The sequence below is a fragment of the Jiangella asiatica genome (assembly GCF_004349065.1).
Classification (GTDB): Bacteria; Actinomycetota; Actinomycetes; order Jiangellales; family Jiangellaceae; genus Jiangella; species Jiangella asiatica.
Genome location: NZ_SMKZ01000066.1, coordinates 1 through 23,469 on the forward strand (window position 1 = coordinate 1; position 23,469 = coordinate 23,469).

Annotated in this window: 24 protein-coding genes; 15 read left to right on the forward strand and 9 right to left on the reverse strand. The window is 72.3% G+C overall.

Going from position 1 to position 23,469, the window contains the following annotated elements; genetic code table 11:
• Positions 1-1,253, reverse strand: a 1,253-nt coding sequence (locus E1269_RS28525) for an acyltransferase family protein (protein ID WP_131901041.1), incomplete at its 3' end; no start/stop codon positions are given.
• A 164-nt stretch (positions 1,254-1,417) separates the two neighbouring features.
• Positions 1,418-2,635, reverse strand: a complete 1,218-nt coding sequence (locus E1269_RS28530) for a pyrophosphate--fructose-6-phosphate 1-phosphotransferase (RefSeq protein ID WP_131901043.1) — start codon at positions 2,633-2,635, stop codon at positions 1,418-1,420.
• Positions 2,636-2,768: 133 nt separating this feature from the next.
• On the opposite strand from E1269_RS28530, the gene E1269_RS28535 reads away from it, so the two are divergent.
• Positions 2,769-4,130: a class II 3-deoxy-7-phosphoheptulonate synthase gene (locus tag E1269_RS28535; protein WP_239001061.1), complete on the forward strand. Its 1,362-nt coding sequence runs from the start codon at positions 2,769-2,771 to the stop codon at positions 4,128-4,130.
• Between the two features lie 70 nt (positions 4,131-4,200).
• Here E1269_RS28535 and E1269_RS28540 read toward each other — a convergent pair whose 3' ends face one another.
• Positions 4,201-4,830 carry a nitroreductase family protein gene (locus E1269_RS28540; RefSeq protein WP_162606676.1) on the reverse strand — a complete coding sequence of 210 codons (630 nt, stop codon included), beginning with the start codon at positions 4,828-4,830 and terminating at the stop codon, positions 4,201-4,203.
• Between the two features lie 161 nt (positions 4,831-4,991).
• On the opposite strand from E1269_RS28540, the gene E1269_RS28545 reads away from it, so the two are divergent.
• Positions 4,992-6,023: a threonine aldolase family protein gene (locus E1269_RS28545; protein ID WP_203434165.1), complete on the forward strand. Its 1,032-nt coding sequence runs from the start codon at positions 4,992-4,994 to the stop codon at positions 6,021-6,023.
• 161 nt (positions 6,024-6,184) lie between these two features.
• The gene (locus E1269_RS28550) at positions 6,185-7,108 is read left to right on the forward strand and encodes a sulfite exporter TauE/SafE family protein (RefSeq protein WP_131901047.1); all 924 of its coding nucleotides are present in this window, start codon (positions 6,185-6,187) and stop codon (positions 7,106-7,108) included.
• Between the two features lie 13 nt (positions 7,109-7,121).
• Here E1269_RS28550 and aroF read toward each other — a convergent pair whose 3' ends face one another.
• The 3 genes from aroF to pknB all read right to left on the reverse strand — a co-directional run bounded on the left by aroF (position 7,122) and on the right by pknB (position 11,252).
• Positions 7,122-8,177: a 3-deoxy-7-phosphoheptulonate synthase gene (gene aroF / locus E1269_RS28555; RefSeq protein WP_131901049.1), complete on the reverse strand. Its 1,056-nt coding sequence runs from the start codon at positions 8,175-8,177 to the stop codon at positions 7,122-7,124.
• Positions 8,178-8,298: 121 nt separating this feature from the next.
• The gene (locus E1269_RS28560; RefSeq protein WP_131901051.1) at positions 8,299-9,162 is read right to left on the reverse strand and encodes a deoxyribonuclease IV; all 864 of its coding nucleotides are present in this window, start codon (positions 9,160-9,162) and stop codon (positions 8,299-8,301) included.
• The gene (gene pknB, locus E1269_RS28565) at positions 9,162-11,252 is read right to left on the reverse strand and encodes a Stk1 family PASTA domain-containing Ser/Thr kinase (protein WP_131901053.1); all 2,091 of its coding nucleotides are present in this window, start codon (positions 11,250-11,252) and stop codon (positions 9,162-9,164) included. Before pknB ends, E1269_RS28560 begins: the two co-directional genes overlap by 1 nt.
• A gap of 305 nt (positions 11,253-11,557) precedes the next feature.
• Between pknB and E1269_RS28570 the strand changes: the two genes are divergently transcribed.
• A complete protein-coding gene (locus tag E1269_RS28570; RefSeq protein ID WP_162606677.1) occupies positions 11,558-12,196 on the forward strand; it encodes an SseB family protein in 639 nt (212 codons plus the stop codon).
• Between the two features lie 13 nt (positions 12,197-12,209).
• Here the strand turns inward: E1269_RS28570 and E1269_RS28575 are convergent, their stop codons facing one another.
• Positions 12,210-12,557, reverse strand: a complete 348-nt coding sequence (locus E1269_RS28575; RefSeq protein WP_131901057.1) for a DUF1844 domain-containing protein — start codon at positions 12,555-12,557, stop codon at positions 12,210-12,212.
• 258 nt (positions 12,558-12,815) lie between these two features.
• Here E1269_RS28575 and infC point away from each other — a divergent pair, with 258 nt between their 5' ends.
• From infC to vapC, 6 genes are all read left to right on the forward strand, one after another.
• Positions 12,816-13,496: a translation initiation factor IF-3 gene (gene infC / locus E1269_RS34035; RefSeq protein WP_203434169.1), complete on the forward strand. Its 681-nt coding sequence runs from the start codon at positions 12,816-12,818 to the stop codon at positions 13,494-13,496.
• Positions 13,497-13,514: 18 nt separating this feature from the next.
• Positions 13,515-13,709, forward strand: a complete 195-nt coding sequence (gene rpmI / locus E1269_RS28585) for a 50S ribosomal protein L35 (protein WP_131901061.1) — start codon at positions 13,515-13,517, stop codon at positions 13,707-13,709.
• A 61-nt stretch (positions 13,710-13,770) separates the two neighbouring features.
• On the forward strand, positions 13,771-14,151 hold the full coding sequence (gene rplT / locus E1269_RS28590; protein WP_131901063.1) for a 50S ribosomal protein L20: 381 nt from the start codon (positions 13,771-13,773) through the stop codon (positions 14,149-14,151).
• A gap of 130 nt (positions 14,152-14,281) precedes the next feature.
• Positions 14,282-15,100, forward strand: coding sequence for a TrmH family RNA methyltransferase (locus E1269_RS28595; protein ID WP_239001062.1), 819 nt, complete (start codon positions 14,282-14,284; stop codon positions 15,098-15,100).
• A 15-nt stretch (positions 15,101-15,115) separates the two neighbouring features.
• Positions 15,116-15,331 (forward strand): type II toxin-antitoxin system VapB family antitoxin, encoded by a 216-nt coding sequence (locus E1269_RS28600; protein ID WP_131901067.1) that lies wholly within the window; start codon positions 15,116-15,118, stop codon positions 15,329-15,331.
• A 118-nt stretch (positions 15,332-15,449) separates the two neighbouring features.
• Positions 15,450-15,725, forward strand: coding sequence for a type II toxin-antitoxin system VapC family toxin (gene vapC, locus E1269_RS28605; RefSeq protein ID WP_239001063.1), 276 nt, complete (start codon positions 15,450-15,452; stop codon positions 15,723-15,725).
• Between the two features lie 11 nt (positions 15,726-15,736).
• On the opposite strand, the gene E1269_RS28610 is transcribed toward vapC, so the two are convergent.
• A complete protein-coding gene (locus E1269_RS28610) occupies positions 15,737-16,561 on the reverse strand; it encodes a TIGR03619 family F420-dependent LLM class oxidoreductase (protein ID WP_131901069.1) in 825 nt (274 codons plus the stop codon).
• Positions 16,562-16,628: 67 nt separating this feature from the next.
• Between E1269_RS28610 and E1269_RS28615 the strand changes: the two genes are divergently transcribed.
• The 5 genes from E1269_RS28615 to E1269_RS28635 all read left to right on the forward strand — a co-directional run bounded on the left by E1269_RS28615 (position 16,629) and on the right by E1269_RS28635 (position 22,441).
• Positions 16,629-17,105 carry a PPOX class F420-dependent oxidoreductase gene (locus E1269_RS28615; RefSeq protein ID WP_131901071.1) on the forward strand — a complete coding sequence of 159 codons (477 nt, stop codon included), beginning with the start codon at positions 16,629-16,631 and terminating at the stop codon, positions 17,103-17,105.
• Positions 17,106-17,332: 227 nt separating this feature from the next.
• On the forward strand, positions 17,333-18,451 hold the full coding sequence (gene pheS / locus E1269_RS28620) for a phenylalanine--tRNA ligase subunit alpha (protein WP_131901073.1): 1,119 nt from the start codon (positions 17,333-17,335) through the stop codon (positions 18,449-18,451).
• Positions 18,451-20,958, forward strand: a complete 2,508-nt coding sequence (pheT, locus tag E1269_RS28625; RefSeq protein ID WP_131901075.1) for a phenylalanine--tRNA ligase subunit beta — start codon at positions 18,451-18,453, stop codon at positions 20,956-20,958. The genes pheS and pheT overlap by 1 nt, the downstream gene beginning before the upstream one ends.
• On the forward strand, positions 20,958-21,782 hold the full coding sequence (locus E1269_RS28630; RefSeq protein ID WP_131901077.1) for an SDR family NAD(P)-dependent oxidoreductase: 825 nt from the start codon (positions 20,958-20,960) through the stop codon (positions 21,780-21,782). Before pheT ends, E1269_RS28630 begins: the two co-directional genes overlap by 1 nt.
• A 92-nt stretch (positions 21,783-21,874) precedes the next feature.
• The gene (locus E1269_RS28635; RefSeq protein WP_203434167.1) at positions 21,875-22,441 is read left to right on the forward strand and encodes a Uma2 family endonuclease; all 567 of its coding nucleotides are present in this window, start codon (positions 21,875-21,877) and stop codon (positions 22,439-22,441) included.
• Between the two features lie 11 nt (positions 22,442-22,452).
• Here the strand turns inward: E1269_RS28635 and E1269_RS28640 are convergent, their stop codons facing one another.
• Entirely contained in the window at positions 22,453-23,403 is a 951-nt protein-coding gene (locus tag E1269_RS28640) for an aminoglycoside phosphotransferase/kinase family protein (RefSeq protein WP_131901081.1), read from the reverse strand.
• Between the last annotated feature and the right edge of the window lie 66 nt (positions 23,404-23,469).

Consider the following 23,469-nt stretch of genomic DNA (forward strand, 5'->3'; position numbering starts at 1 on the left):
GTGATGGCGGCCGCGGTGAGCGCGACCGCGGTGGCCAGGGCGCCGACGGCGAACGCGCGGGCGGGGTGGGTGGCCAGGGCGCGGGCGTGGTGGATGGGTGCCTCGACGAGGCGGTGGGTGAGCCAGGCGGGGACGATGCTGGCGGTGACCACGAGCAGGCCCTGGGCGGTGCTGAGCCCGCCCCAGCCGGCGGTGGCGGCCATGAGCAGCGGCCAGTGCCACAGGTACAGCGAGTAGGACAGCCCACCGATGAAGCGCATCGGTGCGGTGCCCAGCAGGGCACCGGGACTGGTGCGGTGTGTGGTGGTGCCGGCGGCGATGACCGCGGCCGCGCCCAGAGTGGGCAGCAGCGCGGTGTGGCCGGGAAAGGCGGTGGTGGCGTCGTAGGTGAGCGCGGCCACGGCGATGGCGCCCAGCCCGGCCCAGGCCGCCACGGTGGCGCTGCGGTGGGGTAGCCGGGCCAGCCGGGTGGCGGCCAGCGCGAGCGCGGCGCCGATGGCCAGCTCCCAGGCGCGGGTGGTGGACACGAAGTAGGCCTGCCCCGGGGAGGTGGCGGTGAGGTGGACCGACCAGGCCAGCGACGGGACGGCGATGACGGCAAGCCCGGCCACCAGCGCCCGCCGCGGGGAGGAACGGCGCCCGAAGCGGCGGTGCGCCCACACCACGGCGATGATCAGCAGCGGCCAGGCCAGGTAGAACTGTTCCTCCACGGCCAGGGACCAGAAGTGCTGCACCGGGCTGGGTGGGGCATCGGCGGACAGGTAGTCCACCGCGTCACCGGCCAGCCGCCAGTTCACCACGTACCCGGCCGCGGCGGCGATGTCCCCGGCGGTCTGTGCCCACCGCACCGGCGGCAGCACCGCGACGGTCAGCGCGGCGGTCGCGGCCAGCACCACCGCGGTGGCCGGCAACAACCGCCGGATCCGGCGGGCGTAGAAGCGGGCCAGCCGCAACCGGCCGGTGGTCTCCACCTCCCGCACGATCAACCCGGTGATCAAGAACCCGGAGATGACGAAGAACACGTCCACCCCGACGAACCCGCCCGGCACCCACGGCAACCCGGCGTGATAGGCCAACACCAGACCCACCGCCACCGCACGCAGACCCTCGATGTCCGCGCGGAAGCCCTCGCGCCGCTCGGCGCGGCGCCGCGTGCGGCCGGTCGAGCGAGGGCCGGTGGAGGTGCCGGTGACAGTCGGCGTAGCGCGCGTCGTGCTCGAACTCGGGGCAGTCGGCTCGACCGCCGTCGACATCAAACCACCTCTCGCGTGTCGTCCTGCCGGGTTCGCAGCCACCGATGATGCCATCAGCCCCGCGCCGATCCGAAATCAGGCGCGAGGCTACGTCCGGTCCTACCCGGAATCACCCAGATCACACCCGCCGGGGGAGCGGGGGCCCGCCGAGAAGGCGGGGACGCTCAGCTGACCGGCTGGCCGATCGCACCGAGCAGGTCGGCGAACCACGGGGTGGACGGATCGAACGCCTTGCCGCCCTTGACGCGCTCGAACTCGATGGCGCGTAGCCGGCCGCCGTGCTCCTCGTCGTGGCCGATGAGGCCGCCCTCGTGGCGCAGCGCGCACTCGACCGCGAGGTCGGTGCAGCTTTTGATCAGCCGCAGGTCGTCGCCGCCCGCCGCGGCCGACCGGCTGTAGTAGCCACTCTTCTGGACCATGACCTTCTCCGCGCCGACCCGGGCGGCGAACTGGTCGGCGAACCAGGCGCCGGGGTTGATCTTGTCGATCTTCACGTGACCGAACGGGTCGCGCGGGATCTCCTCGCCCGCCTCCTCCATCTCCGCGACGACGGAGTCGACGCCGGCGCCCTCGGACAGGAAGATGTTGACGCAGCCGGTGGCGTCCATGACGCTGCGCAGCCGGCCGGCTTCGGCGTCCAGGTCGATCTTCTGCTCGGGCAGGTATACGGCGTGCACGTCCCAGCGCCGCGGGTCCAGGCCGATCTCCGGTGCCCATTCCTGCGCCGCCAGCCACCGCCGGTAGGCCCGCGCCGTCGCCGCGGTGAGCCAGCCGCAGTGCCGGCCCATGACCTCGTGGACGATGAGCATCCGCGGGTTGGACGAGTGCTCGGCGATGATGTTGCGCGCGTAGATGGAGCCCTGCTCGGCGGCGGTCCAGGCACCCAGGCTCTGCCGCACCGGCACGATGTCGTTGTCGACGGTCTTGGGTAGCCCCACGACCGTAAGCTCGTAGTCGTTGCCGGCGAGGTAGGCCGCGAGGTCGGCGGCGGAGGTGTTGGTGTCGTCGCCGCCGATGGTGTGCAGCACGTCGACACCGTCGCGGGTGAGCTGCTGAGCCGCGACGTGCAAGGGGTCCTGGCCCTCCTGGACCAGCCCGCGCTTGACGCAGTCGGCGACGTTGGTCAGCTTGACCCGGCTGTTGCCGATGGGCGAGCCGCCGAAGCGGTGCAGGCGGGAGGCGGTGGAGCGCAGCTCCGGCGTGACGGTGACCGAACGGCCGGTCAGAAGGCCGGCGTAGCCGTCGAGGTAACCGATGATCTCCACCTCGGGCGCGATCTCGGTGTACCGCTCGATCAAACCACCGACGGCCGACGACAGGCATGGCGCCAGTCCTCCGGCGGTGAGCATGGCGACCTTCCGCACAGCAGTGCTCTCGGGCATGGATTCGTGACCTTCTGTCGGATGTGGGCTCTGGGCGGATCGCAGCCAACATTATCCCCGCGGCGTCGACGACGATGTCCGCGGTGTGGGCGCTCGCGCCCGGCCGCTCGGGCGACGTCCTACCCTGTAAGGCGTGAACTCGCCCGAGGACCGTGCGCTCTACGACGAGCTGATCCAGACCGTGGGTGCGCTGCCGGCGCAGCAGCAGCCGGAGTGGCCCGACGCCGCCGGGGTCGAGGACGCCGTCGCCCAGCTCCGGTCCATGCCGCCGCTGGTGTTCGCCGGCGAGTGCGACCTGCTCCGCGAGCGGCTGGCCGCCGTCGCCCGGGGCGAGGCGTTCGTCCTGCAGGGCGGCGACTGCGCCGAGACCTTCGCCGGCGTGAGCGCCGACAACGTCCGCAACAAGCTCAAGACTCTGCTGCAGATGGCTGTCGTGCTCACCTACGCCGCGAGCGTGCCGGTGGTGAAGATCGGGCGGCTGGCCGGGCAGTACGCCAAGCCCCGCTCCAAGTCCACCGAGACGCGCGACGGTGTGACGCTGCCGGCCTTCCGCGGCGACATCGTCAACGACTTCGACTTCACCGAGACCGCCCGGGTGCCCGACCCGTACCGGATGGTTCGCGCCTACCACGCCTCCGCCGCCACGCTTAACCTGACGCGGGCTTTCGTCGGCGGCGGCTACGCCGACCTGCACCAAGTGCACTCGTGGAACACCGACTTCGTGCGCACCTCGCCGGCGGGCCAGCGCTACGAGCGGCTGGCCCGACGCCTGGACCAGGCACTGTCGTTCATGAAGGCCATCGAGATCGACACCGACCAGCTGCGCACCGTCGAGCTGTACTCCAGCCACGAGGCTCTCCTGCTCGACTACGAGTTGGCGCTGACCAGGGTCGACTCCCGCACCGGGGCGCCGTACGACGTCTCCGGCCACTACGTGTGGGTCGGCGAGCGCACCCGCCAGCTCGGCGGCGCCCACCTGGAGTTCGCCGCACGCATCCGCAACCCCATCGGCGTCAAGGTGGGCCCGTCGACCACGCCGGACGACTTGCTGGCGCTGGCGGACAAGCTGGACCCGCAGCGCGAGCCGGGCCGCCTGACGTTCGTCACCCGCATGGGTGCCGGCACCATCCGCGAGGTGCTGCCGGCGCTGATCCAGAAGGCCACCGCCGACGGCCTCGTCGCGTCGTGGATCTGCGACCCCATGCACGGCAACACCTACGAGGCGCCCAGCGGTCACAAGACCCGCCGCTTCGACGACGTCGTCGACGAGGTCCGCGGCTTCTTCGAGGTGCACCGTGCCCTGGGCACCCACCCCGGTGGCATCCACGTCGAGCTGACCGGCGACGACGTCACAGAGTGCGTCGGCGGCGGCGACCCGATCGCCGAGGACGGCCTGGGCAGCCGCTACGAGACGGTCTGCGACCCGCGGCTCAACCGCACCCAGTCGCTGGAGCTGGCCTTCCTGGTCGCCGAGCTGCTCGAGTCCGCGAGCTGACCCCGGCCCGGCCCGTGATCATCAACCGTTGGCGACCGTATGACGTCGCCAACGGTTGATGATCATGGGCTCAGTGCTCGGTGTTGCCGAACTCGTTCCAGTACGTGACCTCCTCCACCGGCCGGCGGCGGGCGGGCTTGAACTCCGTCCCGATCGTGTGCGCGACCGGCAGCAGGGCCACCTGTGTCACGTCGTCGGGGATGCCGATCAGGGCAGCCGCCTCCCGCTCGTGCGCGAGGTGGAACGTCGTCCACGTCGAGCCCAGGCCGCGTGAACGCAGCGCCAGCATGAAGCTCCACGCGGCCGGGTGGATCGAGCCGAAGAAGCCGGCCTGGTTCTCCACCGCCGGCGGCCGGCCGATGAGGCACGGGATGACGTGGACCGGCACGCGCTCGATGACACTGGCGAGGTACTCCGACGACTCCGCGGCCCGCAGCTGGTCGTCGGTCGTGATCGAGGCGCGGCGAGTGGCCAGGTAGTCGCGCCCGCCGGAGCGGTAGAGCTCGCCCAGGCCGGCGCGCTTCTCCGGATCGGTGACCACGACGAACCGCCAGTTCTGCCGGTTGCCGCCGCTGGGCGCCTGGATCGCCAGCCGCAGGCACTCGAGGATCACGCCGGGCTCGACCGGTCGCTCGAGGTCGAGCCTCTTGCGCACGGCGCGGGTGGTCGAGAGCAGGTGGTCGATCTCGGACGTGGACACGGTTGGCTCCTCCGGATGGTCGGCATGCATGTGCATGCATGGTCGGTTCAGACGTTAGCCACCCTCTTCGTGATCATGGGCGGCGGCTGGTTTCCTGACCGTTGTGGGACCCGCTCGCGCGTGGGATCTCACGGTTGGCACTGTGGCTTAGGGTGGCGGCCATGGGCCCTGGCGTGATCGACCTTCGCAGCGACACCGTGACCCGGCCGACCGCGGGCATGCTGGCGGCGATGTCGCGGGCCGAGACCGGTGACGACGTCTACGACGAGGACCCGACAGTCCACGCTCTGGAGGAGCGGGTCGCGGGCCTCCTCGGCCACGAGGCCGCGCTGTTCACCGTCAGCGGCTCGCTGGCCAACCTGCTCGGGGTGCGGGCGTTGGTCGGGCCCGGCCAGGAGCTGCTGTGCGAGGCGCAGGCGCACGTCGTGCGCGCCGAGCTGGGCGCGCACGCCACCTGGACCGGCGTGACGACCCGCACATGGTCGCACCCACGCGGCGGGGTCGACCTGGCCGCCGTGCGCCGTCTGATGGCACCCGACGCCGGGCCGTACCTCGTCTCGACCGCTGCGGTCGCGGTCGAGAACACCCACAACTTCGCCGGCGGTTCCGTCCAGCCGCTCGACGACCTCGTGGCCCTGCGGGACCTGGTCGAACCGGTCGGCATCCGGCTGCACCTCGACGGTGCCCGTATCTGGAACGCGCACGTCGCGACCGGCACCGCCACAAGCGACTACGGCCGGCTCTTCGACACCGTCGCCGTCTGCCTCTCCAAGGGACTGGGCGCGCCGGTGGGCTCGCTGCTGGCCGGCTCCGCCGACGCGATCGCGCAGGCTCGGATCTGGCGCAAGCGCCTGGGTGCCGGCTGGCGCCAGGCCGGCGTCCTGGCCGCCGCCGGCCTCTACGCACTCGACCACCACGTCGAACGGCTGGCCGAGGACCACGCGAACGCCCGCACCATCGCCGCCGCGGTCGCCGAGGCCGACCCGAGCGTCGTCGACCCCGGCACCGTCGAGACGAACATCGTGCTTCTGGACGTCGGCGACCGGGCCGAGCAGCTGGTCGACCGGGCCCGCGCCGAAGGCATCCTCACTGGCATCGTCGGCGCCGGCGTGGTGCGGCTCATCACCCACCTCGACCTCACCGCCGCCGACGCACAGCGAGCGGCCAAGGTGCTCGCCCAGCTCGTCCGCTGAGCCGCCGGGTAGCCCTACTTCGACAGCCGGCGACGACCACGGCGCTCGACGATCTCGTCGTCCGGTCGGTGAGACGCCGGCCTCCATCCGTTGACCACCGGGCTCCCGTAGGCGACTATTCCTATAGATTCGATGGTTTAAGTTGGCATTAGGGAGCGCGCATGCGCACACTCGTCCTGCTGGGCCTGGCCGGCATGGCAGCGCAGCTGGTCGACGGCAGTCTGGGCATGGCCTACGGCGTCACGTCGACCACACTGCTGCTGGCCGTCAGCACCAACCCGGCGGCGGCGTCGGCGACCGTGCACCTGGCCGAGATCGGCACCACCCTGGTATCGGGGCTGTCGCACTGGCGGTTCGGCAACGTCGACTGGAAGGTCGTGGCGAAGATCGGCGTGCCGGGCGCGGTCGGCGCGTTCGCCGGCGCGACCTTCCTCTCCAACCTCTCCACCAAGGCCGCCGCGCCGGTGATGTCGATCATCCTGTTGGCGCTCGGCCTGTACATCCTGGTCCGCTTCACCGGCTGGGGCCTGCCGGCGGATCGGCTCGGCCGGCCGTTGCGACGGCGGTTCCTGACGCCGCTGGGGCTGGTCGCCGGCTTCGTCGACGCCACCGGCGGGGGAGGCTGGGGCCCGGTCGGCACTCCGGCGATCCTGGCCAGCGGGCGGATGGAGCCACGTAAGGTCATCGGGTCCATCGACACCAGCGAGTTCATGGTGGCCGTGGCCGCGAGCGCGGGCTTCCTGGTGGGTCTGGGCTCGCAGAACATCGAGGCGTCGTGGGTCGCGGTGCTGCTGGCCGGTGGCGTCGTCGCGGCACCGGTCGCGGCCTGGCTGGTGCGCCACGTGCCGCCGCGGGTGCTGGGACCGGCCGTCGGCGGCCTGATCGTGTTGACCAACACCCGGACCATCCTGCGCAGCGACTGGGTCGACGCCGGCGACGGTGTCCGCGCGGCCGCCTACACGCTGGCCGCGGTGGCCTGGGCGGGAGCGCTGGCGTACTCGATCCGGGCGCACCTAACACAGCGTGACGTTGTGGACACCGTCACCGGCCGGGAGGGCGACGGCGTCGAGCCCGTCGCCCGCTGACCGGCAGCTGGGGTCACATCCCGACGGGGGACGGGCTGCCCAGGTGGCGGCCGGTGGCCGGGATCAGCTTGCGCATCGTGGACGCCAGCTCACGCACGTCGGCACCGGCCAGCGCCTGCGGCCCGTCGCACAGTGCGGACTCGGGGTCGGGATGGACGTCCACGAGGATGCCGTCGGCGCCGACGGCGATGGCGGCGCGCGACAGCGGCAGCACCAGCTCGCGCCGGCCGGCGGAGTGCGAGGGGTCGACGATGACCGGCAGGTGCGACTGCCGCTGCACGACGGGGACGGCGGCGATGTCGAGCGTGGTCTGGGTGGACGTCTCGAAGGTGCGGATGCCGCGCTCGCACAGGACGATGTCGAGGTTGCCGCGCTGCGCGACGTACTCGGCAGCCATCAGCCACTCCTCGACGGTTGCCTGGATGCCGCGCTTGAGCAGCACCGGCTTGCCGGCGGCTCCGACGGCCTGCAGCAGCGCAGTGTTCTGCATGTTGCGGGCGCCGACCTGGAGCATGTCGGCGAACGAGCTCACCAGGCCGACGTCGGCGGCGTCGATGACCTCGGTGACGACGGGAAGGCCGGTGACCTCGCGCACCTCCGCCAGGATGTGCAGCCCGGTCTTGCCCAGGCCCTGGAACGCCTGCGGCGACGTGCGCGGCTTGAACGCGCCGCCGCGGAGCACGGTGGCGCCGGCGGCCTTGGCCATCTCGGCCGCCTCGAGGGTCTGCTCCAGGGACTCGACCGCGCACGGGCCGGCGATCAGCGTGAACGTGCCGGGGCCGATCATCACCGGATGCGCGCCGGACTCCACGCCGACGACGACGGTACTTCGCTCCGGCTGGTGGTCGACGCTCACGAGCTTGTACGGGGTGGAGATGGCGATGACGTCGGCGACGCCGGGCATGCCACGCAGGTTGAGGGCCCGGAAGTCGTCGAGGTCGCCGACCAGGCCGACGATGGTGCGGTGCCGGCCGCGGCTGACGAACGCCTCGCCGCCGGTCATCCGGACGCGGACGACGACCGCCTCGATCTGCTCGTTGCTAGCCTCAGGTGACATCACGACCACCATGACGCAACCTCCCGACCGCTCGTGCCCTATTCGAACGTAGGCCACGGAAAGGCCAGTACGGACGGGTTGTCCAGAGAGTAAGACAGTTGGTCACAAACTGGTCACTTGACATCTCATGTTGTTATTCGCGGGAAGTCGGCTGTAATTTTTCCAACAGCGAAAGATCTTCGGCGTAGGCCGGCGGGCCACCGGGCGTCTCCAGCACCACAGGCAATCCGGCGACCGATTTGTGGTGCAGAAGTTCGCCGAACGCGGCAGTGCCGATATGGCCGGCACCGATGCGTTGGTGGCGGTCGCGGAACGAGCCGCACCGGTCCACGGAGTCGTTGGCGTGAACCGCTGCCAGCCGGTCGACGCCGGCGATCTCGGCGAACCGGTCCAGCATGGCGGTCATGCCGCCCGGCGTGGCGAGGTCGTGGCCCGCGGCGAACAGGTGGCACGTGTCCAGGCAGACCCGGGCGCGCGGGTGGTAATCGAGCGCGTCGAGATAGCCGGCGAGATCGTCCAGGCCCGCGCACAGCGACCGGCCCTGCCCCGCGGTCGGTTCCAGCAGCAGGTCGGGGGAGCCGTCGCCCAGGCCGTCCAGCAGGGGTAGCAATGCCTCGCGCACCTGGCGCATCGCCCGGTCGTGGTCGCCGTCGGCGACGCAGGAGCCGGTGTGCACGACGACGCCGCTCGCGCCTACCTCCCGGGCCCGGACCAGCGCGTACGACAGGCTCGTGACCGAGCGCTCGTAGGTGAGCGGTGTCGGGCTGCCGAGGTTGACCAAGTACGCGGCGTGCACCAGGACCGTCAGCTCGCACTCGACCGCGGCGTCCCGGAACGCCGCGTCGGTGGCCCGATCGCCGGGCGTGGCCGCCCAGCCGCGCGGGTTGCCGAGGAACACCTGCACGCTGGCGGCGCCGAGCGCCGCGGCGCGAGCCGGCACCGTCGCCAGCTTGCCGGCGGCGGGGAGGTGAGTGCCGAGCAGGGCGGTGGCGGGCATCAGAAGTGGTAAAGCGTGATGGTCGAGCCGCGCGGCAGGCTCGAACCCTCGGGCTCGACTCGTACGACCCGGGCGCCGCGGTCGTCGCCGGGCATCTCGAGCAGATCCTCGACCTCGACCACGAATCCGGCCTCGCTGAGCAATTCCTCAGCGCGCGCGACTCTTTCGCCGATGACGTTGGGAACTTCCACCAATTCCGGACCGAGGGAGATCACGATTGTGATCTCGTCGTCACGGAATCCGGTGCCGCTTGCGGGATGTTGAGAGATCACGAGCCCGGCGGCGACGCTGTCGGAGTTCTCCTCGCGTGAATTGACGGTGAACCCTTGTTCCTCGAGCGCGGCCCGGGCATCATCGCCGGATTGGCCGGTGAAGTCCTGGATCTCGATCGGCTGCGGCCCGAGACTGACGACGACGGAGACCTCGGAGTCGCGGCGAACCTGCTCGCCCGGTTCGACGCTCTGCGAGATGATCAGGCCGGCCTCGACGTCGTTGCTGTAGATCTCCTCGTCGACCCGAACGGTGATGGACTGGGCCGCCCCGGCCTCCGTGGCTGCGTCGACGGTGAGGCCCGTGAGCTGCGGCACCTCGTAGCGTTCCGGGCCCCGGGAAAGCACGTAGGAGATCTCGCCGCCCCCCAGGATCCGCTCGCCGGGCGCGGGGTCGGTGCTGAGGACCAGGCCGGCCTCGACCGTCTCGGAGAACGCCTCGCCGTCGGCGGTGGCGGTGAGGCCGTGCTCCTCGGCCGTGGCCTGCGCCTGCTCGGCGCTCAGGTTGAGCAGCGACGGCGTGGACTCCCAGCGGCCGGACCCGTACCACCAGGCGCCCACCGCCACACCGACGGCGAGCAGCAGGACGAAGAAGAACAGGAACAGGCCGCGCCGGCTGCGGGTGCGACCGCGGTGGGCGGCCGAGCGCGACCGGGTGGCCGGCGCCGCGGGCGCCGGCGTGTCGATGAGCCGGGTGGTGCCGCGGCGCCCGTCGTCTTCGTCTTCGTCGTCGAAGATGGTCAGGGAACCGGCCGCGGCTGGCGGGTGTCGATGGGTGTCGTCGCCGGCGTACCGGGCGGCGTCGTCGGGCCGGTCGTCCTCGGCATCGGCCGGCTGCTCGTCGTCCGCCGGGGCTTCCAGCTGATCGGCCAGGACGGTGCCGGCCAGTGCCTCGTCGAGCGTGACACCCGCGGAGTCGCGCGGCTCGGCGTGCAGGTGGGCGTGGTCCGCGGCGTCGTCGACCTCGGGCAGCTCGACGCCGGTGAGGCTCGCGCGCCCGGTCCGGACCGCCTCGAGGAACGCGCCGGCGTCGGCGTAGCGGTCGCGCGGGTCGCGGGCGGTGGCGGCGAGCACGATGTCGTCGACCGCCGGCGGCAGCGGCACCGACTCCGACGGCGGCGGGACGTCGTCGTCGATGTGGCTGCGTACGACGACGAAGTCGGTGGGGCCTTCATGCGGGGTGCGGCCGGTGAGCAGCTCGAAGAGCATGATGCCGGCGGAGTAGACGTCGGAGCGCGGGGTGGCCCGCTCGCCGAGCGCCTGCTCCGGTGAGATGTAGCTGACGGTGCCGAGCAGGCCCCGGGTGGTCTTGGACGAGCTGCTCAGCGCCCGGGCCAGGCCGAAGTCGGCCACCTTGACCCGTCCGTCGTTGCCGACCAGGACGTTCTCGGGCTTCACGTCGCGGTGGACGATGCCGGCCCGGTGCGCGGCGGCCAGCGCGGAGAGCACCGATTCGGTGACCTCGAGCGCCAGGTCGGCGCCGAGCCGGCCGCGCTCGTGCAGCACGTCGCGCAGCGTCCGCCCGTGGATGTACTCCATGGCCAGGTAGACGGCACCGTCGTCCTCGCCCTGGTCGAAGACGTTGACGACGTTGGGGTCGGACAGCTTGGCCACGGCCCGGGCCTCACCGATGAAGCGCGCGACGAAGTCGTCGTCCGCGGCCAGCTCGGCGTGCATGACCTTCAGGGCCACCAAGCGGTCGAGCCGGGTGTCGGTTGCCCGGTAGACGGTGGCCATCCCGCCGCGCGCCAGCAGCGCCTCGATCCGGTAGCGGCCGTCGAGCAGGCGGCCCACCGGTGCGTCGGAGACGGAGATGTCCACGGGGGGAGTGTACGTTCACCGGAAGGTGGCGGCCGATCGACACGATGGACCGGCGGCACGGTTGCGATCGCTGCCCCGCAGCCTATTCAGAAGTCGCGTCATGCAAAGGTCACGAACTCTCCCCAGTCGACATCCGGCCTCGACCGAGGGCTCAGCGAAGCCTTCGGCCCCCGTCGCCCCTCGGTTCTGCATAACGCTCCGGAGGTCCGAACAGTCCCAAATGTCCCATGTCGCAGGTGGTTCGGAGTCGCGAAAACCGTTGGCCGTATGGCGCGAGCCCGTCGATCGGGCTATGGTCGCCGCCCGTGACTTCCGCGCCCCGACGCCCGGTGCCGTCGACGCCGTTCGGCGACGACGACGGCTCGGCCGACCCCCGGATCGAGGCGGCACTGGCCGCGTACGGGCGCGGCGAGGGCGGTCCAGCCGACGTGCTCGCCGCGCTCGCGGGCGGTCGGCTGCTGATCCCCGTGGTGGCCGTTCCGGCCGCCGAGGCGGCACCCGACGAGGTGCCGACCGAGGCGGTGGCGGGGGAGAAGCTCACCGAGATGGCGACGGTGCTGACCACCGGCCGGGACGGACGGCGCGGGCTGCTCGCCTTCACCTGCGTCCAGGCGCTCCAGCGGTGGGACCCCGAGGCTCGGCCGACCCCGGTGCCAACGCGCAGTGCCGCAGAAGCAGCGCTGGCCGACGGCGCCGACGCGCTCGTCATCGACCTGGCTGGGCCGGTCGTGTTCTCCGTCGACACCGCGGAGCTGAGGTCGCTCGCCGCCGGCTGGCGGCCGCTGGGCACCTGGGCCGGGCTGGTGCCGACGGAGCCCGTCGAGAGTGAGCCCGCGACCGGTGCGGCTTCGTCGCCTGGCCCGCGGGTGCGTCACGCCGGAGCCCGGGTCCGGCGCACCGGCGGCCGGATGTGGCGGCGGGTCCGCCGGGCGATGATCCGCTGAGCGGTGGGACGGCTCAGGAGTAGACCGGGCCGGTGAACTTCTCACCGGGGCCCTGGCCGACGGGGTCCGGTAGCGGCGATGCCTCACGGAAGGCCAGCTGCAGCGTCTTGAGGCCATCGCGGAGCGGCGCGGCGTGATGGCTGCCGAGCGCCGGAGCGCTCGCGGTGATCAGGCCGGCCAGCGCCTCGATGAGGGTCCGGGCCTCGTCCAGGTCGCGGTGGTCGGGGAGGTCCTCGGCCAGCCCGAGATGCACAGCCGCGGCGCTCATGAGATGGACGGCGGCGGTCGACACCACCTCGACGGCCGGGACCTCGGCCAGATCGCGGGTGGCCTGGTCGGGAATGTGCTCCGGAATGCTCACTCGTGGTAGGCTCTCACACCGACCGGACCGGTCTGTTCTCGGGCGGATCGGCCAGCAAGCGGAGACTCTCCCACCCGCACCGATCGCGCAGATCGTCGGGTCCCAGGTCAGGACATCCAGCACGGGTGTCTGCGGTGTCGTGACGCGGAATGCGTCGTGGCGCTGATGGGTTGGCCTCCGCGAGCATGCTCTGCGGGGGCCAGTTGTGTTTCCACGGGGTGTGGTCGCAACACAGCCCGTCGAATTCAGGAGGAAGGCATCAGCACAGAGCCCCGCATCAACGACCGGATCCGCGCCTCGGAGGTCCGGCTCGTCGGCCCCAACGGTGAGCAGGTGGGGATCGTCCGTATCGAGGACGCCCTCAGGCTCGCCGCGGAAGCGGACCTCGACCTCGTCGAGGTCGCGCCCGGCGCTCGCCCGCCGGTGACCAGGCTCATGGACTATGGCAAGTTCAAGTACGAGTCCGCCATGAAGGAGCGCGCGGCTCGCCGGAACCAGAGTCATGTCCTGATCAAGGAGCAGAAGCTCCGACCCAAGATCGACAAGCACGACTACGAAACCAAGAAGCGGAACGTCGAGCGGTTCCTGGCCGAGGGCGACAAGGTCAAGGTCACCATCATGTTCCGCGGCCGCGAGCAGTCCCGGCCGGAGCTGGGCTTCCGGCTGCTGCAGCGACTGGCCGAGGACGTCACCGACCTGGGTTTCGTCGAGTCGTCGCCCAAGCAGGACGGCCGCAACATGATCATGGTGTTGGGGCCGCACAAGAAGAAGGCCGACGCCAAGGCCGAGCGCGAAGCGGCCAAGATCGAACGGCAGGCGCAGCGGCGCGCGGACGAAGAGGCCGAGCGGGCCGAGCGCGCGGCCGGCCGGGCGGCCGCGGAGGCCAGCAAGGCCGACCGCGGCGAGGTCGTCAGGCCGACCCCGGACAACGAAGACTAAGAGGAGACACGCGGCGCCATGCCGAAGAACAAGACGCACAGCGGTGCCAGCAAGCGTTTCCGGATCACCGGCACCGGCCGGATCCGGCGCCAGAAGGCGAACCGCCGCCACTACCTGGAGCACAAGCCCTCCACGCTGACCCGTCGCCTCGACGGCACCACCGAGGTGGCGAAGGCCGACCAGAAGCGCGTCAAGAAGCTGCTCGGCAAGTAGCCGGCGACCGAACCGAATCACTCGTCCGGTCCGATCCGGCCGAACCTAGCAAGGAGTAACAGTGGCACGCGTGAAGCGGGCGGCGAACGCCCACAAGAAGCGCCGCGAGACGCTCGAGAGGGCCAGCGGCTACCGGGGTCAGCGCTCCCGGATGTACCGGAAGGCGAAGGAGCAGGTCACCCACTCGCTCGTCTACGCCTACCGCGACCGCAAGCAGCGCAAGGGCGACTTCCGGCAGCTCTGGATCACTCGGATCAACGCGGCCGCTCGCGCCGAGGGCTTGACGTACAACCGCTTCATCCAGGGGCTGCGGCTGGCCGAGGTCGATGTCGACCGCAAGATGCTCGCCGACCTCGCCGTCAACGACCCGGCCGCCTTCACGGCGCTGGTCGAGGTTGCGCGCGGCGCCCTTCCGGCCGACCGGAACGCCCCGGCCGCCTGAGCGTCGTTCCGTCGAGACCGGGTCTGCCGCCAGCAGGCCCGGTCTTCGCATGTTCCGATGATCATGTTCTCTGGCGGTCGCAGGGTGACCGCCAGAAAACATGATCATCGGGAGGCGGTGGAGGCCACACATGTTGACCGATCGCTCCGGGCGGGTGCGCGAGGCGCGCAAGCTGCTGCGCCGGCCCGCCCGCGAGAAGACCGGGCGCTTCCTGGCCGAAGGGCCGCAGGCGGTCCGTGAGGCCGTCGCGGCCGGTGCGGATAGAGTCGTCGAGGTGTTCGCGACGCCGGCCGCGGCCGAGCGCTGGCCGGAGATCGTCGCCGGCGCGCGGGCCGCCGGCGTGGCCGTCGTGACCGCGGACGACGCCGCCCTCGCCGCGTTGTCGGAGACCGTGACGCCGCAGGGGCTGGTCGCGGTGTGCCGCTCGCTGACCGTGGATCTGCCGACGGCGTTGGGCGGCGGCACGTGGCTGGTGGCGGTCCTGGCCGAGGCGCGCGACCCCGGCAACGCCGGGACCGTCATCCGCTGCGCCGACGCGGCCGGCGCGGACGCCGTCGTGCTCACCCGCGGCTCGGTCGACCCGCAGGGCGGCAAGGCGGTCCGGGCTTCGGCCGGCAGCGTGTTCCACCTGCCGGTGGTCGCCGACGTCCCGGCCACCGAGGCCGTCGACGCGCTGCGCCGTGGCGGGCTGACGGTGCTGGCCGCCGACGGCGCCGCCGACCTCGACCTCGACGAAGCCGAAAGCGCCGGGATGCTGGACGGCCCGGTCGCCTGGCTGTTCGGCAACGAGGCATGGGGCCTGCCCGACGACGTGCGGGCACTGGCCGACCACGTCGTGAGCGTGCCCATCCACGGCCGCGCCGAGAGCCTGAACCTGGCCACCGCCGCGGCCGTGTGCCTCTACGCGGCCGCCCGGGTGCAGCGCTGCCGAGGCGGCCGGCGTGTCTAGGTGTGTCGTTGGTGTATGACCCGCACCAACATCGATCTCGACGACGACCTCGTTGACGAGGTGATGCGGAGATATGGCGTCACCACGAAGCGCGAGGCCGTCGACCTCGCCCTGCGCCGTCTCGTCGGCGTGCCGCTGACCAAGGACTTCCTGCTCGGTCTGCGCGGCGTGGGCTGGGGCGCGGACCTGGACGAGCTTCGTTCTGGCGACGCACCGGCCTCGACGGCATGATCCTCGTCGACACGCCAGCCTGGATCGACTACCTGCGCGCGACGGACAGCTCGGCGGCGGTCGAGCTCACCCGCCTGATCGAGAAGGCGCCGACATCAGCACCACGGAGCCGGTGGTCATGGAGCTTCTGGCGGGCGCGGACACGCCGGCTCGTACGGACGCGCTGGAGAGACTGACCAACGGTCTTCCGGTCCTCGGCCTTGATCCGCGGCTGGACTTCCGGCAGGCCGCGGCCGTCCATCTCGCCGTGCGCCGGCCGGGCCGCACGGTGCGTAGTCGTGTGGACTGCCTCATCGCCGCGGTAGCGCTGCGCAACGGCGTCGCCCTGTTGCACCAGGACGCCGACTACACCGCCATCGCCGACTGCCTGCCGCTCCGGGTCCACCCGGTCTGAGCCTCACCACGTCAGGCGCCGCAGGCTGCGGCGAACTCACGCATCCGGTCGCCGAACCCGTCGTGGTGACCGAACCAGACGGCGAGGGCGTCCGCACCGGCCGCGGCGGTGCGCCGGACACTGTCGACCGTGGCGGCGAGCTCGTGCCGGTCGCCTCCGGTCCACTCGGTGCGCAGGCCGGTACGGATCGGCCCGGCGCCTGCCTCGTCGCGCAGGCGCCGCAGGGTTCGCAGCCGCACCGCGAACTCGTCGGGGGTCATGGCGAAGCCCTGCCACTCATCGGCGAGCGCGGCCGCGCGGGCGAGCGCGCGGTCCGAGACCCCACCCACCATGATCGGCAGCGGGGTCGCCGGCACCGGCTCGAACGTGCCGGCCTCGAACCGGTGGTGCGTCCCGTGGTACGACGACGCGCCGTCGAACAGCGCGCGCATCAGGCCGATGGCGTCGTCGGCCCGGGCGCCGCGGCCGGCGAACTCGGCACCGAGCGCCGCGAACTCCGACCGGTTCCAGCCGAGGCCGAGGCCCAGGGTCAGCCGACCGCCGGACAGCCGGTGCACCGTCGCCGCCTGCTTCGCCACCACGAACGGGTTGCGCAGCGGCAGGATCAGCACCGAGGTGCCCAGCCGCAGCCGCTCGGTGCGCGCGGCCAGGTACGCCAGCGTCGTCAGCGGCTCGTAGACGCCCCCGTACTCCCTGCCGAACGGGCCGGGTGGCAGGACGTGGTCTGGCAGCCACGCTGCCTGGTAGCCGAACGACTCGGCCTCGGCCGCGAGGCCGGCGAGCCGTTCCGGCGGCAGGTCAGGGGATTCGCCGGGTAGCACCACCTGCAGATCCATGACCTCGACGCTATGCGTTTCACATCGGTGTGAAGGTCAAGCCCAGCAGCGTCGTAGGGTGAGGCCCATGCCGAGCATCGCGACCAACACGACCGTCGATCTTGCCGGGCTGCTGGAGTTCGTCCGGCCCCGCCACCATGGCATCGTCATCACCGCCCGCGCCGACGGCTCGCCGCAGGCGTCGCCGGTGACCTGCGGCGTCGACGACTCCGGACGCATCGTCGTCTCGACCTACCCCGACCGCGCGAAGGCGCAGAACGTCCGGCACCGGCCGCACGCGAGCATCCTCGTGCTGTCCGACGATTTCAATGGGCCGTGGGTCCAGCTCGACGGTCCGGCGGAGGTGATCGACCTGCCCGACTCCGTCGAGCCGCTGGTCGAGTACTACCGCAACATCGCCGGCGACCACGACGACTGGGACGCCTACCGCGAGGCCATGCACCGGCAGGGCAAGTCCCTGCTGCGCATCACGCCGCAGCGGTGGGGCCCGATCGCCACCGGCGGCTTCCCCGCGCGGCTGTTCCCGGAGGAGCAGCACCACTGACGGCCCAGGTCGTCGCGGTCTCGTCCGCCGCCCCTCCGTTGATCTTGAGCAACGGTGGAATCTATCGGGCATTCCGGGCCGCAATGTCGCGTTCACTCCAAGATCAACGGGGGAAGGGCGGGCGTGGTGCGCCAGGCGAGGTCGGGGTCGTAGACTCGCGCTTTGTCTTGGGTGACCACCCGGGCGACCGCCCGCCGGCCCTGACCACGCGTGAGTAGACGAGGAAGATGTCCGCGCCGAACAGCGACTACGACCCGAAGAGAGTGACGCCGCTCGAGCCCGCCGAGGTGGCGCGGACGGTGTCCGACGCCCTGGCCGCGTTCTCCGCGGCCGCCGACCTGGAGCAGCTGAAACAGGCCCGGCTCGCCCACACCGGAGACCGCTCGCCGCTCGCGCTGGCCAACCGCGAGATCGGCGCGCTGCCGCCGCAGGCGCGCAAGGAGGCCGGCCAGCGGGTGGGCGCCGCCCGCCGAGAGGTCGCCGAGGCGCTGGCCGCGCGGCAGGAGGAGCTGGAGGCCGAGCGCGACGAGCGGGTCCTCGTCGAGGAGGCCGTCGACGTCACGCTGCCCTGGGACCGGGCGCCGCGGGGCGCGCGGCACCCGCTGACCACGATCCAGGAGCGGGTCGCCGACGTGTTCGTGGCCATGGGCTGGGAGGTCGCCGAGGGTCCCGAGGTCGAGGCCGAATGGCTGAACTTCGACGCGCTCAACATCGGGCCGGACCACCCGGCGCGCACCATGCAAGATACCTTCTGGGTCGAGGCTGGGGGTTCTGGGGACTCCGGCCTGGTGCTGCGCACGCACACCTCGCCGGTGCAGGCGCGCACCATGCTCTCCCGCAAGCCGCCCATCTACGTGATCTGTCCCGGGCGCACGTTCCGCACCGACGAGCTCGACGCCACCCACACGCCGGTGTTCAGCCAAGTCGAAGGGCTCGCCGTCGACGAGGGCCTGACGATGGCGCACCTCAAGGGCACGCTGGACCACTTCGCCTCGTCCATGTTCGGCGACGGCATCACCACCCGGCTGCGCCCGTCGTACTTCCCGTTCACCGAACCCAGCGCCGAGATGGACCTGCAGTGCTTCGTGTGCCGCGGCGCGTCCGTCGGCGACCCGGACAACCCGTGCCGCACCTGCGGTTCCGAGGGCTGGATCGAGTGGGGAGGTTGCGGCATGGTCAACCCGCGGGTGCTCGTCGCCTGCGGCATCGACCCGGACCGGTACACCGGGTTCGCCTTCGGGATGGGCCTGGAGCGCACGCTGATGTTCCGGCACGGCATCGAGGACATGCACGACATGGTCGAGGGCGACGTCCGCTTCGCAGCGGCCTTCGGGATGGAGATCTGATGCGCGTCCCCCTGAGCTGGCTGCGCGAGTACGTCCAGCTGCCCGACGACGTCGCCGCCCGCGAGGTGGGCGCCCGCCTGGTCCGCGCCGGGCTCGAGGTCGAGACCGTCGAGGAGGCCGGCGCCGACGTCAGCGGACCGCTCGTTGCCGGCCGGGTGGTGGAGTTCACCGACGAGCCGCAGAAGAACGGCAAGACCATCCGCTGGTGCTCGGTCGACGTGGGCGAGCCGGAGCCGCGTGGCATCGTCTGCGGCGCACACAACTTCGCCGTCGGCGACCTCGTCGTCGTCTCCCTGCCCGGTGCCGTGCTGCCCGGAGGGTTCGCCATCACCGCCCGAAAGACGTACGGGCACGTCTCCGACGGCATGATCTGCTCTGCACGTGAGCTCGGGCTCGGCGACGACCACACCGGCATCCTCGTGCTGGAGCCGGAAGAGGCCTCGCCGGGCGACGACGCGATCGAGCTGCTGAAGCTGCGCGACGACGTCCTCGACATCGCCGTGACGCCTGACCGCGGCTACTGCCTGTCCGTCCGGGGCGTGGCCCGGGAGACGGCGACGGCGTTCGGCGCGGCCTTCCGCGACCCGGGAGCGGCCCCGGAGCAGCCGGCACCTGGGGACGCGACCGGCAACTACCCGGTGCGGGTCGACGACACCGACCGGTGCCCGGTGTTCGCGGCGCGGACGGTGACCGGCCTGGACCCCGCGGCCCCGAGTCCGCGCTGGCTACAGCGGCGCATCCAACTTGCCGGCATGCGGCCCATCTCCCTCGCCGTCGACGTCACCAACTACGTCATGCTCGAGCTGGGGCAGCCCATCCACGGCTACGACCGCGACGCGCTGGCCGGGACCATCGTGGTCCGGCGGGCCACGAAGGGCGAGAAGATCACCACGCTGGACGGCGTGGTCCGCGGCCTCGACCCCGACGACCTGCTCATCACCGACGACTCCGGGCCGATCGGACTCGCCGGTGTCATGGGCGGCGGCACCACCGAGCTGAGCGGCGCCACCGCGTCCATCGTGGTCGAGGCGGCGAACTTCGAGCCGACCGGGATCGCCCGCACGGCGCGCCGGCACAAGCTGCCCAGTGAGGCGTCCAAGCGGTTCGAGCGCGGCGTCGACCCCGCCCTGCCGGCGGTCGCGGCGAAGCGGGTCGTCGACCTGCTGGTGTCCCTCGGAGGTGCCACCGAGGAGCCGGGCCTGACGCTGGTCGGCGCGGCGCCACAGCCCGCGACCATCGAGATCGACGCCGCCCTCCCGGCCCGCGTCACCGGCGTGGACTACCCGGCCGACGAGGTGACCGCGCTGCTGACGGCCGTCGGCGCCAGGGTGGAGGACGCCGGCGCCGGTGCCGGGCGGATCGCCGTCCACCCACCGACCTGGCGGCCCGATCTCACCGACCCGTACGACCTGGTCGAGGAGGTCGCCCGGCTGCACGGCTACGACGCGATCCCGTCGGTGCTGCCGGTCGCCCCGGCCGGGCGCGGCATCACCGCGGCGCAGCGACTGCGGCGGCGGGTTGAGCGTGCGGTCGCGGCGGCCGGCTACATCGAGGCGCCGTCGTACCCCTTCGTCGGCGACGCGGAGTTCGACGCGCTCGGATTCCCCGCCGACGACGCGCGCCGGCACGCGCTGCGACTGGCCAACCCGCTCTCCGAAGAGCAGCCGCTGCTGCGCACGACGCTGCTGCCCGGCCTGCTGGCGACACTGCGGCGCAACATCGGTCGAGGGGCGCCGGACGTCGCGCTGTTCGAGTCCGGTCTCGTCTTCCGGCCCGAGCCGGGCACGCTTGCGGTGCCGCCGCGGCTGGCCGTCGACCGCCGGCCCACCGACGAGGAGCTGGCCGACCTGCTGGCCGCGGTGCCGTCGCAGCCGCACCGGGTGGCCGTCGCGCTGGCCGGTGACCGCGAACCCGCCGGCTGGTGGGGCCCGGCCCGCCCGGTGAGCTGGGCCGACGCCGTCGAGGCTGGCCAGGTCGTGGCGCGGGCGGCCGGCGTGACGCTGCGGGTGGAGCGCGACGAGCACGCGCCGTGGCACCCGGGACGGTGCGCGGCGCTCTACGTCGACGACACGCTGGTCGGGCACGCCGGTGAGCTGCACCCGCGCGTCGTCGCGGCACTCGGTCTGCCGGCCCGCACCGTGGCCATGGAGCTGGAGCTCGACCGCTACTTCGGGGCGGACGGCGTGGTCGAGGAGCCGGTGCGGGCGCCGTCGGTGTCCACGTTCCCGGTGGCGATGCAGGACGTCGCGCTGGTCGTCGACCAGTCGGTGCCGGCGGCCTCGGTCGAGGCGGCCCTGCGTGCTGGTGCCGGCGAGCTGCTGGAGTCGGTGCGGTTGTTCGACGTCTTCACCGGCGCCCAGCTCGGCGTGGGCCGCAAGTCCCTGGCGTACGCGCTGCGCTTCCGCGCGCCGGACCGGACGCTCACGGTGGACGAGACGACGGCGGCCCGCGACGCCGCGGTGGCCGCGGCGGCCGAGCGTACCGGCGCCGTACTGCGAGGCAGTTGATGGTCGTGGTGCCGGAGGTGCCGGCCGGCCGGACGGCGCTGATCACCGGTGCCAGCCGGGGCATCGGCCGGGCGCTGGCGCTCGGCCTGGCCGACCGGGGCGTCGCGGTGGGCCTGCTCGCCCGCGACCGGGAGCGTCTCGACGAGGTGGTGGCCGAGTGCCGGCACCGCCGCGTGGCCGCGGTGGGTGTCACCGCCGACGTCACGAGCCGCGAGGAGGTGGCCGCCGCCGTCGAGGCGGTCGCCGGCCACCTCGACCGCATCGACCTCCTGGTCAACAACGCCGGCATCATCGAGCGGGTGGAGCGGCCGTTCCTGGACACCGACGTCGAGGACAGCTGGCGGGTCATCGAGGTCGACGTGCGCGGCCCACTGCTCGTCACCCATGCCGTAATGCCGGTCATGCTGGCCGGGGGCGGCGGCAGGGTGGTCAACCTGAACAGCGGCCTGGGATACCGGCCGGCGCCGTACTACACCGGCTACGCCATGGCCAAGGGCGCGCTGGCCCGCTTCACGTCGATGCTGGACGTCCAGTACCGCGGGCAGGGGATCGCCACCTTCGACCTCTCACCCGGCCATGTCGAGACCGGCATGACCACGGCGATGCCCATGCACGTTGGCCGCACGACGTGGACGGCGGCCACCGACGTCGTGGACCTGGTGGGCGCGATCAGCGACGGCCGCCTCGACGAGCTGTCCGGGCGGTTCTTCCGCGCCGGCACCGACACCGCGGAGTCCCTGCTGGCGCTGCGCGAGGAGATCCTAGCCCGCGATGCCCGAGCGCTGCGGCTCTCGACCGCCGGTCCGGACGACCCCCTCGGCTGAGTTATCCACAGCCCTGTGGACAGCGATTCGCGCGGTCGGTGCCGGCGCGGCAGCATCGGCGGTCGTGACGAACAGGAGGCACGATGGTGGTCATGACCGCGCAGCGCGGCGACGAGCTGCCGCCGCTGAACCCCGGGCCGTTCACCCGGGCTGAGCTCGATGCGTTGCCCGATGACGGGAATCGGCACGAGCTGCTGGACGGGGTGCTCATCGTGACGCCGGCACCGGCTCCGAAGCACCAGCGGGCGGTGACCCGCCTGCTCCGGCTACTCGACGGCGCCTGTCCGGCCGGTCTCGAGGTCTTCCCCGCGCTCCTCGACGTGGCGCTGAGCGACGACACCGTGCTCGAGCCGGACGTGCTGGTCGCGCGGGTCGGCGACCTCACCGAGGGGGATGTGCCGAAGCCGCCACAGCTGGCGGTCGAGGTGCTGTCGCCGTCCACTCGCCGGTACGATTTGCTGCTCAAACGTTCCCGCTACGAGGCCGCCGGAACCCCGTCGTACTGGGTGGTCGACCCCGACGAGCCATCGGTCATCGCCTGGGACCTGCGCGACGGCGTCTACGCCGAGGCCGGCCGGGCCGTTGGCGACGAGTCGCTCCAGCTGGATGCTCCATTCGAGGTCCGTGTCGTCCCGGCGGAGCTGCTGAGCGCGCGCTGAGGCGCCGCGCCTCACTCCCACCCGGTGCGGCGGCGCACCCATGCGAGGGTCGTCGCGTGCTGGGTTCGCTGGAACTCCCGCAGCGTCGGCAGCCCGGGCGGCGCCGGCCGGCGGGCGTAGGCGCCGAAGAACCCGGTCATGCCTGCCAGCAGCGCCGTCACGTGCTCCGGGTCGGCACCGGCGATCAGCGGGTGACCATCCAGGTACGGCTCGGGGTCGTGGCCATGGTAGGCGGCGTTGATCAGCAGCGTCGCCGAGTCGATCCACGCCGCGCCGCGGAACGCCCACGGCCAGTCGACGAACCACACCCGCGAGCCTTCCAGCAGCACGTTGTCCGCGCGCAGGTCGAAGTGGACGAGGGCGTCGCCGTCGACGTGATCCAGTGCCGACCTCGCCAGGTCGGCCAGCCGGTCCAGGTGGCGGCGCTCCCACGGGTCCAGGTCGCCCGGCGGGTCGGCGGCCAGCTCGCGGTAGCAGAGCATCTCGCCGCGCATGGCCGCCGAGGCCGGACGGAGATCCGGGACAGGGCACGGCGTCAGCGTCTCGGCCAGCTCCACTACGGCGTCGACGACCGCCCGCAGCTCGTCCGCGCGCCACGGGTCGTGCGGCATCCGGCCGTCGACAACCTCGTCGAAGACCAGCGCGACCCAGTCGCCGTCGTCGTGGGTGCCGCGCAGCCGGGGTACGGGTGCCTCGGTCGGCATCCGCGCCACCACCGCCGCCTCGGCCCGGTAGATGCCCGGCGACTCGGGATTGAGCGGCGTGCCGACCGCCTTGACGAACGCCCGGCTGCCGTCCTCGCACCGGACCCGGGCGGCCAGGCCGGGGGAGAAGCCGCCGCTCTGGTTCACGGCGGCGACGACGGGTGCGCCGAGCACGTCCTCGACGCCGGCTCGCACCGCGGCCGGCAGCTCCTCCCAGGCCGGGCGGACTCCGGCGGCGACGATGCGCGGCGAGCTCATCGGTCCATCGTGCCCATCGGCGTCTCCGAGCGCTCGTGGATTTCGCGGGCCGGACGATTGCCCTGC

Coding starts and splice junctions, on each gene's coding strand:
- E1269_RS28530 (WP_131901043.1), bottom strand. CDS start 2,635: ATGCCCGAGAGCACTGCTGTGCGGAAGGTCGCCATGCTCACCGCCGGA.
- E1269_RS28545 (WP_203434165.1), top strand. CDS start 4,992: ATGGGCCCTGGCGTGATCGACCTTCGCAGCGACACCGTGACCCGGCCG.
- E1269_RS28550 (WP_131901047.1), top strand. CDS start 6,185: ATGCGCACACTCGTCCTGCTGGGCCTGGCCGGCATGGCAGCGCAGCTG.
- aroF (WP_131901049.1), bottom strand. CDS start 8,177: ATGGTGGTCGTGATGTCACCTGAGGCTAGCAACGAGCAGATCGAGGCG.
- E1269_RS28560 (WP_131901051.1), bottom strand. CDS start 9,162: ATGCCCGCCACCGCCCTGCTCGGCACTCACCTCCCCGCCGCCGGCAAG.
- rpmI (WP_131901061.1), top strand. CDS start 13,515: ATGCCGAAGAACAAGACGCACAGCGGTGCCAGCAAGCGTTTCCGGATC.
- E1269_RS28595 (WP_239001062.1), top strand. CDS start 14,282: ATGTTGACCGATCGCTCCGGGCGGGTGCGCGAGGCGCGCAAGCTGCTG.
- E1269_RS28600 (WP_131901067.1), top strand. CDS start 15,116: ATGACCCGCACCAACATCGATCTCGACGACGACCTCGTTGACGAGGTG.
- vapC (WP_239001063.1), top strand. CDS start 15,450: ATGGAGCTTCTGGCGGGCGCGGACACGCCGGCTCGTACGGACGCGCTG.
- E1269_RS28610 (WP_131901069.1), bottom strand. CDS start 16,561: ATGGATCTGCAGGTGGTGCTACCCGGCGAATCCCCTGACCTGCCGCCG.
- E1269_RS28615 (WP_131901071.1), top strand. CDS start 16,629: ATGCCGAGCATCGCGACCAACACGACCGTCGATCTTGCCGGGCTGCTG.
- pheS (WP_131901073.1), top strand. CDS start 17,333: ATGTCCGCGCCGAACAGCGACTACGACCCGAAGAGAGTGACGCCGCTC.
- pheT (WP_131901075.1), top strand. CDS start 18,451: ATGCGCGTCCCCCTGAGCTGGCTGCGCGAGTACGTCCAGCTGCCCGAC.
- E1269_RS28630 (WP_131901077.1), top strand. CDS start 20,958: ATGGTCGTGGTGCCGGAGGTGCCGGCCGGCCGGACGGCGCTGATCACC.
- E1269_RS28635 (WP_203434167.1), top strand. CDS start 21,875: ATGACCGCGCAGCGCGGCGACGAGCTGCCGCCGCTGAACCCCGGGCCG.
- E1269_RS28640 (WP_131901081.1), bottom strand. CDS start 23,403: ATGAGCTCGCCGCGCATCGTCGCCGCCGGAGTCCGCCCGGCCTGGGAG.